Origin of the sequence: Aliarcobacter skirrowii CCUG 10374 (genome assembly GCF_003544835.1) — a bacterium.
Classification (GTDB): Bacteria; Campylobacterota; Campylobacteria; order Campylobacterales; family Arcobacteraceae; genus Aliarcobacter; species Aliarcobacter skirrowii.
In genome coordinates this window covers 1,727,508-1,744,413 of sequence record NZ_CP032099.1, presented here as the reverse complement: position 1 = coordinate 1,744,413, position 16,906 = coordinate 1,727,508, and the positions used below count along the sequence as shown (strand labels likewise).

The window sequence follows — 16,906 nt, the reverse complement described above, 5'->3', positions numbered from 1 at the left end:
AATTTTAAAAGTGATATTATATCAAAAAAAGTAGTTAATAAGCTTAAAATTTATTTAAAGTAGTATTGAAGTTCGATTTGGAGGAGGTAGTCGGACTCGAACCAACGCATGTCGGATTTGCAATCCGAGGCATTACCAACTTTGCTATACCTCCAACAGTAAGTTATAAATTGGATTTATTCATTTGTATGTAAGCAAATGGAGGAGAGCGAGGGATTCGAACCCTCGGAGGCTTTCACCTCGCCGGTTTTCAAAACCGGTACATTCGACCAACTCTGTCAGCTCTCCATCATTTAAAAAATGGTGCGAATGGTGAGAATCGAACTCACACTCCGAAACCGGAACGGGATTTTAAGTCCCGCGCGTCTACCTATTCCGCCACACTCGCATAATTTTAAGAACTCTATTTTAAGTTACTTCTTAAAATGGACTGGAATTATAGTAGCTTTTTTTTCATTTGTCAAGAGTTTTTAAAAAAATTTTAAAATATTTTTTATTTAATAAAATATGAAAAGTAATATATGTATAATCTATGAAATTTTTAAAATAATTCACAAAAGGATAGTTATGAGAAGTGATGAGATAAAAAAGGGTCATAATAGAACTCCACATAGATCTTTATTAAGAGCAACAGGGTTAAAAGATGAAGATTTTAATAAGCCATTTATTGGAGTTGCAAACTCTTTTATAGAGATTATTCCAGGACACTTTTTCTTAGATAAGGTTTCAAAGATTATAAAAGATGAGATAAGAGCAAATGGATGTGTACCTTTTGAGTTTAATACAATAGGTGTTGATGATGGTATTGCAATGGGTCATGATGGAATGTTGTTTTCTCTTCCAAGTAGAGAATTAATTGCAAACTCTATTGAAACTGTTATGAATGCACACAAACTAGATGCAATGATTGCTATTCCAAATTGTGACAAAATAGTTCCAGGTATGATTATGGGAGCTTTAAGAGTAAATGTTCCAACTGTTTTTGTAAGTGGTGGAGCTATGCAAAAAGGTTACACAAAAGATGGAATACCAATAGATTTAGCAACTGCTTTTGAAGCTGTTGGAAAATTTGAAGCTGGTGAGATGAGTGAAGAGGAGCTAAAAGATATTGAGTGCAATGCATGTCCAGATGGAGGATCTTGTTCTGGAATGTTTACTGCAAACTCTATGAATACACTTATGGAAGCCATGGGAATTGCACTATCTGGAAATGGAACAATCTTAGCACTTACAAAAGAGAGAGAAGAGTTATATAGAAAAGCAGCAAGAAGAGTTTGTGAAATTGCTCTTGATAAAGCAAATATTGAAAAATTTAGATTAAGAAATATTTTAAATGAAAAAGCTGTAAGAAATGCCTTTGCTGTTGATATGGCAATGGGTGGAAGTTCAAACACTGTTTTACATATGTTAGCAATTGCAAAAGAGGCAGGAGTAGATTTTGAATTAAAAGATATAAATGCTATATCAAAAAGAGTTTCACATATTGCAAAAATATCACCATCTTTAAGCACTGTTCATATGGAAGATATAAATAAAGCTGGTGGTGTAAATGCTGTTATGAAAGAGATGACAAAAAGAGGTGATGATATTTTATTAGATAACCTTACAGTTACAGGTGAAACAGTGCTAGAAAGAATTAAAGATGCAAATATAAAAGATACAAATATAATTCACACTATAGACAATCCTTATTCACAAGTTGGTGGATTAGCTATTCTTTATGGAAATCTAGCACAGCAAGGTGCTGTTATAAAAACAGCTGGAATTACAGGAGCTAGAGCTTTAAAAGGAACAGCTGTTTGTTTTGATGGGCAAGCTGAAGCTATAAAAGGAATTGTTGAAGGTAGAGTAAAAGCTGGTGATGTTGTTGTAATTAGATATGAAGGTCCTAAAGGAGGTCCTGGTATGCAAGAGATGCTTGCTCCTACAAGTTTAATTATGGGAATGGGGCTTGGAGATAAGGTTGCACTTATAACTGATGGAAGATTTAGTGGAGCTACAAGAGGTGCTTCTATTGGGCATGTTAGTCCAGAAGCTGCTGAGGGTGGAATGATTGGATTATTAAAAGATGGAGATATTATTCATATCGATGTTGATAAATATATTTTAGAAGTTGAATTAAGCGATGAAGAGATTGCGAAAAGAAAAGCTGAATTTATACCTTTAAAAAAACCAATCAATTCATCATGGTTAGGTCAATATAGAGCTTTAGTAACAAATGCAAGTAGTGGAGCTGTTTTAAAAACAGATTTATAACAAAATAATTAACTATATGTTAATTATTTATTGGAAAACAGTTTACATAGTAGCACTATAATTTTCTAATAATTTATCAAATAAGGATTAAAATGATTAAGAAGATAGTTGTTGTTTCTTTGGTTTTATCAACTCTGCTATTATCAAAAAATATAGAGTTTGAAGAGATGGATAAAAATCCAAATAGAGTAGCACCAAATTCACAAAGTGAGATTTTATCTTTTAATAGTAGTATAAACTCTTCTTTAAATTCAGTAGTTAATATATCTACAAAAAGAAGTGTAAATGCAGCTTCTAATGTTCCATTTCAGATGCTTGATGACCCATTTTTTAGGAAATTTTTTGGTGATGAGTTCTCTAATCAATTTAAACAAAATAGAGTACAAAGATCTTTAGGTTCGGGTGTAATTGTTACAAAAGATGGTTACATTATTACAAATAATCATGTAATTGAAAATGCAGAAGAGATATCTGTAACTATTGCTAATGATCCAATGGAGTATAGTGCAACTTTAATAGGAAGAGATAAAGATAGTGATATTGCAGTTATTAAAATTGATACAAAAAAGAGCCTAACTCCAATAAAACTTGGTGATTCAAGCACTTTATTGGTTGGTGATGTAACTTTTGCTATAGGTGATCCTTTTGGAGTTGGAACAACTGTTACAATGGGAATAATATCTGCTTTAAATAAAAACAAAGTTGGAATCAATAAATATGAAAACTATATTCAAACAGATGCATCTATAAATCCTGGAAATAGTGGAGGTGCTTTAGTTGATAGTAGAGGTGCTTTAATAGGAATTAATACAGCGATATTATCAAAAAGTGGTGGAAATGATGGAATAGGTTTTGCTATTCCTGTTGATATGGTAAGAGATGTTGTAACAAAACTTGTAACTGATGGTAAAGTAGTAAGAGGATATCTTGGGGTTATGATTGCTGATTTAGATAAGGATACTCAGCAAGTTTATAAAAGAAAAGAGGGGGCTATTATTTTAGATATTTCAGCAGATACACCAGCTGCTCAATATGGTCTAAAAAGAGGAGATTTAATATACTTAATAGATGATAAAGTTATAAAAGATAGAACAACTTTACAAAATGCAATAGCATCTTTTAAACCAAATGAGAAAGTTGTATTTGGAGTAGAAAGAGATAGAAAAGATTTAAAAATAGAGGTTGTATTAGGTGACAGATCAACAATTGAAGGTGTATCTTCAAGTGATAGAAAAATATTAGATGGATTAAAAGTTAGCACAATTAATGCTGATATGATAAAAAAATATAGATTATCTTCAGATATAAATGGAATGCTAATAACAGAAGTTGAACCAAAATCAAAAGCAGAGAAAGTTGGATTTTTAGCTGGGGATATTATAATTCAAATAGAGGATATTGAAATTAAAAATTTCGAAAATATTCAAACAGCTTTAAAAAAGTATAAAAATGATTATAAAAGAGTTTATGTAAATAGATATGGTCAAACTTTAATGCTTGTAACTCAATAAAAAGGATAACACATAATAAAAGTACTTATGATAGAGGATGATTTAGAGTTAGCTCAAATCATCACAGATTATTTAAAATCGTTTGATATAGATGTTACAAATACAGATAGTCCATATATTGGACTATCTATGCTTGATATAAATAAAGATTTTCAACTTATAATTTTGGATTTAACACTACCTGAAATTGATGGTTTGGAACTTATTCCAAAAATTAGAGAAAAATCTCAAATTCCAATTATTATAAGTTCAGCTAGAGATGATATTTTGGATAAGGTTATGGGATTAGAAAGAGGTGCTGATGATTATTTGCCAAAACCTTATAATCCAAGAGAGCTTCAAGCAAGAATCAAAACCATTTTAAAAAGAGTTGATTCACAAGCTAGTATAAAAAAAGATAAAAATAATTCACCATTTGAGTTAAGAGAGAAAGATATGCAAATATTATTTAAAGGTGTATCTCTTTCTTTAACATTGGCAGAATATGATATATTAAAACTACTTATTCAAAGAAATAAAGGTGTTGTTTCAAGAGAAGATTTTATATATACAAGTGATAATATAGAAGATGATTCATCTTTAAAAAATATAGATGTGATTATCTCAAGAATTAGAACAAAGATAGCAAAAATTGATGATTCTCAACAATATATTAAATCGGTTAGAGGTATTGGTTATCAACTAATATGATAAGAAATATCTCTATATCTACATTTGTAAATATAATATTTGCATTTGCTTTTTTTGGAATTTTTATAACTTTTGCAATATTTATAAGATATGACAAACAAAGACACGATTTAAATTTACAAAATAGATATGAGCTAATCGCTGAAAACTTTTTGATTCTTTTTCAAGATCACCCAACTGCTTCAAAGTTAGATGAACTATATAAAAAATTAAATGTAAAACCAATAAATAGTGTTGAGAGAAAACTTGAAATTATTAATAATGCTCAAGAGTTAACAATAAATAAGAACTATTCAGGAACTTATAGAGTCTATAAGTTTGATAATATGTATTATGTATATGTGCAACAGTATGGTTACAATGTGATGATAAAAGACTCCAAACAGTACAATTACAATGTTGCTTTTATAGTTGCTGGTTTGATACTCTCAATTGCTATTTTTTTACTTCTTTATGAGATTATAAATAGAAAACTAAGACCTCTAAAAGAGTTAAATAGAAAAATTATAGAGTTTTCAAATGGAAATAAAGATATAAAGTTAGAGTATAAGAGTCGTGATGAGGTAGGCACTATTGCAAAAAATTTTAATGAAGCTATAAATATAATAAATAATCAATCAAAATCAAAAGATCTATTTATGAGAAATATGATGCATGAGCTTAAAACTCCTATTACAAAAGCTATGTTTATTGCTGAAACTTTAGAAGATGATAAAACCAAAGAGAGTCTTCAAAAAGCTTTTAGAAGAATGGATGATATTATAAAAGAGTTAGCAACTGTTGAAAAATTAACTTCAAAAAATACGATGCTATATAAAGAGAGAATAAATTTTAATACAGTTTTTGAAAAATCAATTGAACTTTTAATGATAAATCAAGATAAAATTGATAAAAAAATAGAAGATTTTGAGTTTGAAGTCGATATATATATGATATCAATTGCTTTGAAAAATTTAATTGATAATGCTATTAAATTTAGTACAGATAAAAAAGTTATAGTTGAAGCAGATTCAAAATCAATAAAAATTATTTCAAAAGGGAGTGCTTTGAAAAATGATTTATCATTTTATACAGATGCTTTCTATCAAGAAGAGAAAAGAAGTAGTGGATTTGGCTTGGGGCTTTATATTGTAAAAACTATTGTAAACTTACATAAATTTAAATTAAAGTATCTTCATAAAGATTCTTACAACTATTTTATAATCATCCTGTAAATTTTTAATAATTACTATCATTTTCAACTCATTTTAAGTTTTTAATTATATTATTCCATTTATCTTTTATTAATAATTAATATCGATTATTAATAATTATCTCAAATATAATTTAAATTGAAGGAATAAATATGCGAATAAAATTGGCTCTAAGTGTTGCTACTTTAATTTTTGGTGGTGTTGCTTTAAATGCAAATGAGACAACAAAACTTGACTCTGTACAAGTTGTAACTTCTGCTTCAGGATATGAACAAAAAATAACAGATGCACCAGCAAGTATATCTGTAATAACTCAAGAGGATTTACAAAGTAAACCTTATGCAAACTTGCTTGATGCAGTTAAAGATATAGAGGGTGTTGATATTGGTGAAACAACAGATAAATCAGGTCAAGGTACAGTTAGTATTAGAGGTATGGGAGCTGATTATACTCTTGTACTAATCGATGGGAAAAAACAAAATAATAATGGAGATATTTATCCAAATGGTTTTGGTGGATTACAATTTGCAAATATTCCACCACTTTCAATGATTGAAAGAATAGAGGTGATTCGTGGACCTATGAGTACACTTTATGGTGCAGATGCTATGGGTGGAGTTATAAATATAATTACTAAAAAGATTTCAAATGAGTGGACAGGTTCAATATCTCATAGTAGAACATTTCAATCAAAAAGTTATTGGGGGGATAAAGATACAACAGATTTTGCAATTATGGGTCCAATTATAAAGGATAAATTAGGAATTAGTTTAAGGGGAAGTTTTTATGACAATGAAAAATCAAATCCACAATGGGCAAAAGATAGTTTTAATAATAATGGAGCAATAGAAGATTCTAGTAAAGATAATAGTAGTTTTGGTGGAAATGGTAAAACTATGGATAATCAAAATTGGACTTTTGGTACAGGTTTAACATTTACTCCAAATGAAAACCATACTATTAAAGCAAATTTTGATATAGCAAAACAGAAGTATGATAATAGTTCAGGAAGTGTTGGAACGGTTGATAGTAGAGAAAGTTTATTGTATTTTGACAATAAAGGTTCTCTATCTCCAAGAGTAGGATATGCCGAAACACAAAGAATGCAAAGAGAGCAATATTCACTTGATTGGGAAGCAGATTGGGATTTAGGTAAAAGTACAGTTGGAGTTCATCATATAAAAAGTGAGAATTTAGGAAGAAGCTTACCTTTAGATGCTGCTGAAAGAATTAGAATGACAGAATTATATACAAATGAAGGAGCTATATATGATCCTAGTAAAAATAGTTGGACCAAGGCAGGTGGTATTTCTTATGATGATTTAAATGCTGCAGATCAAGCTTTTATTGATAGTTTATTACCAAGACCTACAAGAAAATTAGAGTCAAAAAATACAACATTTAATGCAAAATATGAGTTACCTTTAGAGAGTCATTTTATAGTTGTTGGAGCTGAATACTTAAAAGCTGAACTAACAGATGGAGTATTTGGTATGGATAAAGGATTATCAAATCAATCAAAAGAGTATTATCAGTTAGGACTTTTTGCAGAAGATAGTTGGAATATTGTAGATCCTTTAACACTTACTTTAGGAGCTAGATATGATAAACATGAAGATTTTGGAAATCATGTTAGTCCAAGAGCTTATTTAACTTATGTAGCAACTCCTAATTGGACTTTTAAAGGTGGAATTGCAACTGGATATAAAACTCCTAAAACAACAGATTTACAAGAAGGAATAGTTGGATTTGGGGGTCAAGGTACATCTCCTATGATAGGAAATCCAAATTTAAAACCAGAAAAATCTGTTAGTTATGAAATAGCAGCTTATTATGAACATGAAAACAAACATAATTTTAATATTACACTGTTTCAAAATGATTTCAAAGATAAAATCGAGAGTAGTAATAATTTAAAAGGAAGTGCTGGATCTGAGTGGGCATCATTAGGATATGCAGATTTAACTCAAAATCAAAATGTTGGAGAAGCTACAATAAAAGGAGTTGAATTAACTGGAAAGTATTTTATATTAGATAATTTATCACTAAAAGCTAATTGGACATATATGGATTCAGAAATAAAATCAAATGATCCATCTACAAATAAAAAACCATTAACAAGTAGTCCAGAGCAGATGTATAATGTTACATTAGATTGGAAATTAAATAATAAGTTTAACACTTATTTACAATATTCAGGTGAAATAGATAGATTTAATACAAGATATAAAGAAGGTAATGAGTATAAAGATTTATACTACAAAGATTACTCTATTATGAATTTGGGAGCTAGTTATAAACAAAGCAAAAATATGACTTTTAATGCAAGAATTAATAATTTACTAGATAAAAATTTTATGGAGTATAAAGCAGTTGCAAAAGGCTCAGGAAGAACTCCTTATTACTACAGTCAATATAGTAATATAACTCCAGAGAGAAATTTCTGGATTAGTATGAACTACACATTCTAAAACTCAAAAGACTCAAGAAGATTTTTCTTGAGACTTTTAAAATCCTCTTAAAACAATTCCTAAATAAATCTCAATTAAACCTAAAAAGATATTTATAGGTATTAGATATTTTGAAATAGGTTCTAAAGTTTTTTTAGTTAAAACAAACTCATTTTTTTTAAAATATTTTTCTGCTTTGTGTCGTTTAATAAAAATAAATATAAAAATTAGAGTCATAGCTAGAAGTATAATCTCTTTAGCTATAGCAAAACTATTTGCTTTTAAATCAAAAGAGATATGCATAACAATAGCACTAAAATATATAAGTACAATTGAAATAATAACCATATAAAAAAACTTTTTTAAGTTCTCCAATGTTCTTTCCAATCTAACTTTTGCTTCATCAATTTTTAGTATAGAGTAGTGAACAGCAAATCTCATTACTATCATTCCACCAATCCAAATAGCAACAGAAATAAGATGTAAAAAGAGTATTAAAGATGGATATTTCCCAAAAAATTCAATCATAAATCTCCTTTTACTCTATTTTTATAATTTAGATTTTGCCCAAGAGATAGCTTTTTCTTTAGCTTCTTCAATTTTACTAGCATCTTTTCCACCAGCAGTTGCAAAATCTGGTCTTCCACCACCATTTCCACCAAGGATTGTTGCAATCTCTTTTATCCAATCACCAGCTTTTATAGATGTATTTTTACTTCCTGCAACTATTGTCACCTTATCATCTTTTACTTGAAGTAGTAATATTGCTAATTTCTCATTTGCATTTTTACTATCGTCAACAATTTTTTTCAAATCACCATTTTCAACTATGTTAACTATTAGTTTTACATCACCAATTAACTCTTCTTTTAAAGTTGTAGATGCTTGATTTTGTGAGTTTTTAAGCTCATTTTTAAGCTCTTTTATCTCATTTTTTAGTTTTTTTACACCAGCTATTAAATCGTTTGATTTAATCTCAGCTTGAAGCTCATTTAGTCTATTTAACTGCTCTTTTGTGTATCTAAATGCACTAGCTCCAACAACAGCCTCTATTCTTCGTATTCCTGCACTAACACCTTGCTCTTTTACTATGTAAAAACTTCCAATTTCAGATGTATTTTTTACATGAGTTCCTCCACAAAACTCAATAGAAACATCCTCACCAAAGCTTACAACTCGCACAATTTCACCATATTTTTCACCAAACATAGCAATCGCACCTTTTTTCTTTGCAAGTTCAAGTGGAAGCTCTTCAACTTCTCCTTCTAATGCTCTTGCAATCATAGAGTTTACTAAATCTTCAACTTCATTTATCTGCTCACTTGTCATAGCTTTTGGGTATGTGAAGTCAAATCTAAGTTTTGATGAGTCATTAAATGAACCAGCTTGAGAAACGCTATCTCCTAAAACCATTTTTAAAGCTGCTTGAAGTAAGTGAGTAGCACTGTGATGTTTTGCAACCTCGTGTCTATTTATAACAACTGCTTCAATATTTTGGTTTTGAACTAGTTTTGCATCTTTAACATCAACTTTTGATAGATTTAGATTATGGAATTTTGAAGTTTCTAAAACCATTGCGTTTTTACCTTCAAACTCTATTGCTCCAATATCTCCATTTTGTCCACCGCTTGTTGCATAAAAAGGAGTTTTATCTAAAAGTACCCAACCAATTTGATTCTCTAAACTATTTACCTCTTTAAAATTCTCATCTAATAAAGCTTTAATTTTTGAGCTAAATGTTGTATTTGTATATCCTACAAACTCATTTTCTCCATACTTTTCAATTAAATCTTTAAAATCTCCCTCATTTGCACTATCTCCACTACCTTTCCAAGCAGCTTTTGCCATAGCTTTTTGATTTGTCATAAGCTCTTCAAATTTATCTAAATCTACTTTTAGACCTTTGTCTTTTAGCATATCTTGTGTTAAATCAAGAGGGAAACCATAAGTATCATATAGTTTAAATGCAACTTCTCCACTAAATATATCTTTTGTATTTTCTAATTCATCATTAAATAGTGTAATTCCAGCATCAATAGTTTTAAGAAATCTCTCTTCTTCTAAAGTTAGCTGCTCTTTTATATAGTTTGCATTCTCTTTTAATTCAACATAGTGTCCACCCATGATATCAACCAATGTATCAACAAGTTGTGCCATAAATGGTTTTCTAAGACCTATTAAATATCCATGTCTAACTGCACGTCTTAAAATTCTTCTTAAAACATAAGGTCTTCCTTCATTCCCAAACAAAATCCCTTGAGATAACATAAATGAAGTTGCTCTTAAATGGTCTGCAATAACTCTATAAGATCCAATATTCTCTTTAGTTGCTTTTTTATTTGCAACTTTCTCTAAAGCTTCAATTATAGGTTTGAAGTTTGAAGAGTCAAAGTTGTTAAATACACCCTCTTTAATTGCTATAACTCTCTCTAAACCCATTCCTGTATCAATAGATGGTTTTGGAAGTGGAAGAAGTTCTCCATCTTTTGTTCTCTCATATTGCATAAATACAAGATTCCAAATTTCCAAAAATCTATCACCATCTCCACCCATCTTATCTTCAGGAGTGTTAAAATGCTCTTCCCCCTGATCATAGAAAATTTCACTACAAGGACCACAAGCGCCTGTATCTCCCATTGACCAAAAGTTATCTTTATCTCCAAATCTCATAATTCTATTTGGATTTATATGTTTAGACCAAATATCAAAAGCTTCATCATCGTTTTCATGAATCGTAACCCAAAGTTTTTCAATTGGAAGCTTTAGATTAACTGTTACAAACTCCCAAGCATAAGCAATTGCATCTTCTTTAAAATAATCACCAAATGAGAAGTTTCCAAGCATTTCAAAAAGTGTATGATGACGTGCTGTGTAACCAACATTTTCAAGGTCATTGTGTTTTCCACCAGCTCTTACACAAAGCTGACAAGATGTTGCTCTTTTATTTTGTGGAGCTGGAACACTTCCAGTGAAAATATCTTTAAATTGTACCATTCCAGCATTTGTAAACATAAGCGTTGGATCATCTGGAACCAGTGGCATTGAAGATACAACTTCGTGACCTTTACTTTTAAAAAACTCTAAATACTCTTTTCTTATATCCATTAATTTTTCCATATATTTAAATAAGCGCAAATATATCTAAATTTTGATTTAGCTTCTATTAGTAAAATAGAAAAATTATTAAAAAGCTTAAATATAAAACAAAATTTAAGTTTTTTAAAGTTATAATCTTATGTTTTAGTTATAGGAATATAATTTTAACTTATGAGTGAAATTAAAAATTAATAAAAAGGATAAAAAATGGCAAAATATATAGAATTAACAGCAGCAAATTTTGATGAAGTAACAAGCAAAGGTGTATCAATGGTAGACTTCTGGGCTCCTTGGTGTGGACCTTGTAGAATGATTGCTCCAGTTATTGATGAATTAGCAGGAGATTTCGATGGAAAAGCAAATATCTGTAAAGTAAATACAGATGAGGAGCAAGATTTAGCTGTAAAATACGGTGTTAGATCTATTCCTACAATTATATTTATGAAAGATGGAAAAGTTGTTGACCAATTAATTGGTGCATCTTCAAAACAAGCATTTACTGATAAAATTAACTCTTTATTATAATATTTAATTATATATTTGATAAGGAGAAAGGAAGGTGTTTTACATCTTCCTTTTTTTAATTCAAATCATTTAAGATAGATATAAAATATTAAATGATAAAATTTTTCCATTAATTTAAATAACAAAGGAGTTAACATGTTAGATTTAGCAATTATTGGTGGTGGACCAGCTGGACTTACAGCTGGATTATATGCAACAAGAGGTGGATTAAAAGATGTAGTTATGTTTGAAATGGGAATGCCAGGAGGACAAATTACAGGTTCATCTGAAATTGAAAACTATCCAGGACAAGGCTCTGTTATGAGTGGTATGGATTTAATGGCAACTTGGCCAGAGCAGTGTCAAAAATTTGGATTAAAACATGAAATGGCAGAAGTTTCAAATGTAACAAAAGTTGGAGATATTTTTAAAATTACAACTTCAGATAAAAAAGAGTTTGAAGCAAGAGCAGTTCTATTTGCAACAGGTTCAGTTCCAAGACGAGCTGGATTTAAGGGTGAAGATGAGTTTTTTGGAAGAGGAGTTTCAACTTGTGCAACTTGTGATGGATTTTTTTACAAAGGAAAAGAGGTTGCAGTAATTGGTGGTGGAGATTCAGCTTTAGAAGAGGCTTATTACTTATCAAAAATGTGTAAAAAAGTATATTTAGTACACAGACGTGATACATACAGAGCCGCTCCAAGTACAATAGCTCATGTGAAAAATACAGAAAATATTGAAGAAGTTACAAATGTTTCAGTTGAAGAAGTTTATGGAGATATGAGTGGAGTTTTAGGATTAAAAGTAAAATCAAATGTTACAGGTGAAATTAGAGATTTACCAACTCCAGGTGTTTTTGTATTTGTTGGAAGAAATGTTTTAAATGCACCTTTAAAACAAGCTGATGGATCATTTTTATGTGAAATGAGCCAAAATGGTGAAGTTGTGGTAGATTTAAAAATGAGAACTAGTGTAAAAGGTCTTTGGGCAGCTGGAGATATTAGAATTGATGCAGCAAAACAAGTTGTTTGTGCAGCAGCAGATGGTGCAACTGCAGCTGTTGATATAATTGAGTATTTAGGATAAATATATGGTTAAAATAGGTATTTTAGGAAGTTCAGGAAGAGTTGGAAGCTTATTAATCGATGATTTAAAAAATGATAAAGAGGCAAAATTAGCTTGTGTTCATGTTTTTAGTAAGATTGATAAGATTTTACCAGAAGATACAGTTGTAACAAATGATATAAATGTATTGTTTGATGAGAGTGATGTAATAATAGATTTTTCACAACCTATTGCAACTGAAGAGTTATTAAATGCTGTTGTAGAAGGTAAAAAAAGAAAACCTCTTGTAATTGCAACAACTGGATTAAATAAACACCAGCAAAACTTACTTCTTGAAGCTAGTAAGCTAGTACCTATTTTATACGCTACAAATATGAGCTTAGGAGTTGCAGTTTTAAATAAACTTGTAGCTCTTGCATCGAAAACTTTAAGAGATTTTGATATAGAAATAGTTGAACAGCACCATAGAAATAAGATTGATTCACCATCAGGAACAGCTCTTACTTTAGGTGAATATGCAGCAAATGCTAGAGATTTAAATTTAGATGAAGTTAGAATTTCGGGTCGTGATGGACAAATTGGAGCTAGAACAAAAGATGAGATAGCTGTTATGGCTATAAGAGGTGGAGATATTGTTGGAAGGCACACGGTTGGTTTTTATAATGATGGAGAGTTTTTAGAGTTAAACCATACAGCAACAGCTAGAAATACTTTCTCAAAAGGTGCATTAAAAGTTGCAAAATGGCTTGTGAATAAAGATGTAAATCTTTACTCTATAAATGATGCTTTAGGTTTATAAAAAGGATAACAAATGTGTGCAATAGTAGGAATTTATGGAAATGATAATGCCGCAAGATTAGCTTCAATGGCTCTTTTTGCAATGCAACATAGAGGTCAAGAGGCAACAGGTATCTCATCATCTTGTAATGGAAAGATATATACAAAAAAAGATAGAGGTTTGGTTTCTGAAGTATTTAATGATGAAGCTTTGGCATATTTAAAAGGAAATATGGCAATTGGTCACAACAGATATGCAACAGCTGGAAGTGATTCTGTTTTGGATGCACAGCCTGTTTATGCTAAATATAAGTTGGGTGAAATATCAATTGTTCATAATGGAAATCTTATAAATAAAGATGAGGTTAGACAAGATTTAATTGATAAAGGTGCAATATTTCAAACAGGAATGGACACTGAAAATCTTATTCATCTAATAGCAAAAAACACAAAAGATCATCTAAAAGATAGAATTATTGAAGCTTTAAATAGAACAATTGGAGCGTACTGTTTTATAGTTCAAAGTAGAAGCAAACAGTTTGTAATAAGAGATAGATATGGAATTAGACCTCTGTCTTTAGGAAAATTAAAAAGTGGTGGATATATAGTTGCAAGTGAAACTTGTGCTTTTGATTTATTAGATGCTGAATTTATTAGAGATGTTAAACCTGGTGAAATGTTAATATTTAGTGAAGAGTCTGATATAGAATCAATTCAACTTTTTGAACCAGAATTTAGACCTTGTGCATTTGAATATGTATATTTTGCAAGACCTGATTCAGTAATTGACGGTAAAAATGTATATACAACAAGAGAGAATATGGGTAAAGCACTAGCAAAAAATGATTCTAATAGTAAAATAAAATATGATATGGTTGTTCCAGTTCCAGATAGTGGGGTTCCAGCAGCTCTTGGTTATGCAGCACAAAGTGGAATACCATTTAAATATGGAATTATTAGAAATCACTATGTAGGAAGAACATTTATTGAACCAACTCAAGAGATGAGAAATAGCAAGGTTAAAATGAAACTAAGCCCTATGAGTTCAATTATTGCTGGGAAATCTTTACTTGTAATTGATGATTCAATTGTAAGAGGAACAACTTCAAAAAGAATAGTAAAAATGCTAAAAGAGGCAGGTGCTAAAGAGGTACATTTTAGAGTGGCAAGTCCTGAGATTAAATTTCCTTGTTTTTATGGAATAGATACTCCAACAAAAGAGGAGTTAATCGCTACAAGAATGACTAAAGATGAGATTTGTAAATATATAGAGGCTGATAGCTTAGAGTATTTATCAATTGAAGATTTAGTTAAGGCTATTGGAGATAATAGACACTATGCTTTAGAGAGCTTTGATGGCGATTATTTCGTAAAAGCATAAAAAGAGCTTCTAGCTCTTTTTTATTAACTACAAAAAATCTTTCCATCTTTTATATAAATCTTCCCATCCAACTCATACTCTAAAATCTTATTTGAATATTTTAAAATAGCATCATCATATCTAGGAGAAGTTTTGCAGTACTCTAAAACTTCATCAATACTATTTAAATTTTTATTTAATAATCCAATACCAACAAAATCTTCAATAAACTCATCAATGTCATAAATAGGTTTTGCTAAACCTTTTTTTAATAAATTATTTGTTCCTAAACTATCATTTATTCTATGTGCTAATACATAAATATCTTTTTTTTGTTTTAGTGCAAACTCTACAGAAGTGATACTTCCACTATTTAAATCAGCCTCTGTTACAATTAATTTCTCACCTAAAGATACAACAATCTCATTTCTTAAAACAAATGTATAGTTTCTAGCTTTTTCACCCTCTTTAAAACTAGAAATAATAAGACCATTTTTTTCAATATCCGCAATTTGATTTCTATTTACACTTGGATATCTTATATCTAAACCATTCGCAACAACTGCAATAGTATTGTTTGAACCAGCTGCACTATGTGCAATGCTGTCAACTCCCATAGCAGCTCCACTAACAATACAAATATTATTTTGAGATAATTTTGAAGATAGTTTATGCGTAAACTCTTTGGTGTAAGAGTTTGGTCTTCTAGTACCTACAATTGAAATTTTTCTTTTTTTCAAAAGCTCTAAATTTCCAATGTAATATAGCTCTTGTGGATATTTTTTCATCAAGTTTAATTCATCTATTTTAAAATTAACTAAATTTATCATAGTTACTTCCTAAAATTTTTTTAAAGTTTAACTAAAATTTTATAAATATGGAAGTTGATTTAAAAATATTGGTTCAACATCTTCAAATAGATATTTTGATTCTTTTAACACCTTAAAAGTAACATCATAAGGATGTCCAATAGCAATAGCAAATCCCTGTTTTTTTGCTATTTTTATTGCCTCTTTTAGTTGATTTTGAATTTTAGTAAAGTCTCTTTCATTATCCAAAAATGTATCTCTTACAATATATGGCATTTTATATTTTACACTTAACTCTTTTGCAACAGAGTTTGGTGAAGTTTTACTATCAACAAATATAAAATTATATTTTTTTAATGCACGAAATAGTCTATCCATAGCTTCATAATTTTCTGTAAAAACAGAACCTGTATGGTTATTTGTATAAATTGCATTTGGAAATATTTTTCTTAACTCTTTTACTCTAGATTCAATTTTTTTATAAGTATCATCAATATTTAATGTCTTTATCTCTACACTTTTAAATGCACTTGAAGCTTGAAGTGGGAAATGTATCATATAAAAATCTAATTTTGATGCAATTTTTGCAGAGTTTATATGCATTGGTGTTGGTGGTAGAAATGACATAGTTATTGGATAACCTATATCTAAAATCTTATTTATATGAGTTTGACTTACAACATCATCTATTACAATTACAATTTTAGCTTTACTGTTTTTACTTGGAATAAATTTATCTTTTTTTGTAACTATACCTTTGTCATCACTTTTTCTAATATCTTTTTTTTCTATTATCTCTTCTTGTGTTTCAATTATAGGTTCTTCATATAAATTTTTCTCTTTTTTCTCTTGTATCTGTAAAGATTTTTCAAAGAGTAAAACATCATCTTTTAAACCTTTTGTCTCTAAAATTTCATTCATAACCTCGTCATTTGAATACTCTTTTTTATCTTGTAATACTTTAGGAGTATCAATAACTACTGATTTTTCAAGACTTTTATTTAATAAGAAATATGAAAAAGATAGCAAAATTACAATTAAAAAAAGAGCTACTAAAAAGTTTCTAGCTAATACTTTTCTAGTTACATTTCTTTTAACAACAGCACTTTTTCTAGCTGTTTTAGTTCTTTTTTTAGTTGAATTGTTTTTTGTTTTTTGATTGTTTTTATTCATTATAAAGCTTTATTTTAAGAGG

13 protein-coding genes and 3 tRNA genes are annotated in these 16,906 nt (G+C 29.4%); 9 read left to right on the top strand and 7 right to left on the bottom strand.

Annotated features, from left to right (window positions below):
• Positions 1 to 78 precede the first annotated feature (78 nt).
• The 3 genes from ASKIR_RS09080 to ASKIR_RS09070 form a co-directional block, all read right to left on the bottom strand.
• A tRNA-Cys gene (locus ASKIR_RS09080) sits at positions 79 to 154 on the bottom strand.
• Positions 155 to 199: 45 nt separating this feature from the next.
• A tRNA-Ser gene (locus ASKIR_RS09075) sits at positions 200 to 288 on the bottom strand.
• A gap of 13 nt (positions 289 to 301) precedes the next feature.
• Positions 302 to 388, bottom strand: a tRNA-Leu gene (locus tag ASKIR_RS09070).
• A 179-nt stretch (positions 389 to 567) separates the two neighbouring features.
• Between ASKIR_RS09070 and ilvD the strand changes: the two genes are divergently transcribed.
• The 5 genes from ilvD (at position 568) to ASKIR_RS09045 (ending at position 8,121) form a co-directional block, all read left to right on the top strand.
• Positions 568 to 2,256 (top strand): dihydroxy-acid dehydratase, encoded by a 1,689-nt coding sequence (gene ilvD, locus ASKIR_RS09065; protein ID WP_115588125.1) that lies wholly within the window; start codon positions 568 to 570, stop codon positions 2,254 to 2,256.
• 92 nt (positions 2,257 to 2,348) lie between these two features.
• Positions 2,349 to 3,767 (top strand): Do family serine endopeptidase, encoded by a 1,419-nt coding sequence (locus ASKIR_RS09060; protein ID WP_115588126.1) that lies wholly within the window; start codon positions 2,349 to 2,351, stop codon positions 3,765 to 3,767.
• Between the two features lie 12 nt (positions 3,768 to 3,779).
• Positions 3,780 to 4,457 (top strand): response regulator transcription factor, encoded by a 678-nt coding sequence (locus tag ASKIR_RS09055; protein WP_217226786.1) that lies wholly within the window; start codon positions 3,780 to 3,782, stop codon positions 4,455 to 4,457.
• Positions 4,454 to 5,671, top strand: coding sequence for an ArsS family sensor histidine kinase (locus ASKIR_RS09050; RefSeq protein WP_115588128.1), 1,218 nt, complete (start codon positions 4,454 to 4,456; stop codon positions 5,669 to 5,671). Before ASKIR_RS09055 ends, ASKIR_RS09050 begins: the two co-directional genes overlap by 4 nt.
• A 131-nt stretch (positions 5,672 to 5,802) precedes the next feature.
• Positions 5,803 to 8,121: a TonB-dependent receptor domain-containing protein gene (locus ASKIR_RS09045; protein WP_115588129.1), complete on the top strand. Its 2,319-nt coding sequence runs from the start codon at positions 5,803 to 5,805 to the stop codon at positions 8,119 to 8,121.
• Between the two features lie 36 nt (positions 8,122 to 8,157).
• On the opposite strand, the gene ASKIR_RS09040 is transcribed toward ASKIR_RS09045, so the two are convergent.
• On the bottom strand, positions 8,158 to 8,628 hold the full coding sequence (locus ASKIR_RS09040; RefSeq protein WP_115588130.1) for a hypothetical protein: 471 nt from the start codon (positions 8,626 to 8,628) through the stop codon (positions 8,158 to 8,160).
• A gap of 21 nt (positions 8,629 to 8,649) precedes the next feature.
• Entirely contained in the window at positions 8,650 to 11,205 is a 2,556-nt protein-coding gene (gene alaS, locus ASKIR_RS09035) for an alanine--tRNA ligase (protein WP_115588131.1), read from the bottom strand.
• Positions 11,206 to 11,403: 198 nt separating this feature from the next.
• Between alaS and trxA the strand changes: the two genes are divergently transcribed.
• The 4 genes from trxA to purF all read left to right on the top strand — a co-directional run bounded on the left by trxA (position 11,404) and on the right by purF (position 14,923).
• Positions 11,404 to 11,721: a thioredoxin gene (gene trxA / locus ASKIR_RS09030; protein WP_066351435.1), complete on the top strand. Its 318-nt coding sequence runs from the start codon at positions 11,404 to 11,406 to the stop codon at positions 11,719 to 11,721.
• 135 nt (positions 11,722 to 11,856) lie between these two features.
• The gene (gene trxB, locus ASKIR_RS09025; protein ID WP_066351432.1) at positions 11,857 to 12,786 is read left to right on the top strand and encodes a thioredoxin-disulfide reductase; all 930 of its coding nucleotides are present in this window, start codon (positions 11,857 to 11,859) and stop codon (positions 12,784 to 12,786) included.
• 4 nt (positions 12,787 to 12,790) lie between these two features.
• The gene (dapB, locus tag ASKIR_RS09020) at positions 12,791 to 13,564 is read left to right on the top strand and encodes a 4-hydroxy-tetrahydrodipicolinate reductase (RefSeq protein ID WP_066351431.1); all 774 of its coding nucleotides are present in this window, start codon (positions 12,791 to 12,793) and stop codon (positions 13,562 to 13,564) included.
• A gap of 12 nt (positions 13,565 to 13,576) precedes the next feature.
• Entirely contained in the window at positions 13,577 to 14,923 is a 1,347-nt protein-coding gene (purF, locus tag ASKIR_RS09015) for an amidophosphoribosyltransferase (protein WP_115588132.1), read from the top strand.
• A gap of 23 nt (positions 14,924 to 14,946) precedes the next feature.
• On the opposite strand, the gene ASKIR_RS09010 is transcribed toward purF, so the two are convergent.
• The gene (locus ASKIR_RS09010; protein WP_066161887.1) at positions 14,947 to 15,732 is read right to left on the bottom strand and encodes a DNA-processing protein DprA; all 786 of its coding nucleotides are present in this window, start codon (positions 15,730 to 15,732) and stop codon (positions 14,947 to 14,949) included.
• 39 nt (positions 15,733 to 15,771) lie between these two features.
• Entirely contained in the window at positions 15,772 to 16,884 is a 1,113-nt protein-coding gene (locus ASKIR_RS09005) for a divergent polysaccharide deacetylase family protein (RefSeq protein WP_115588133.1), read from the bottom strand.
• Between the last annotated feature and the right edge of the window lie 22 nt (positions 16,885 to 16,906).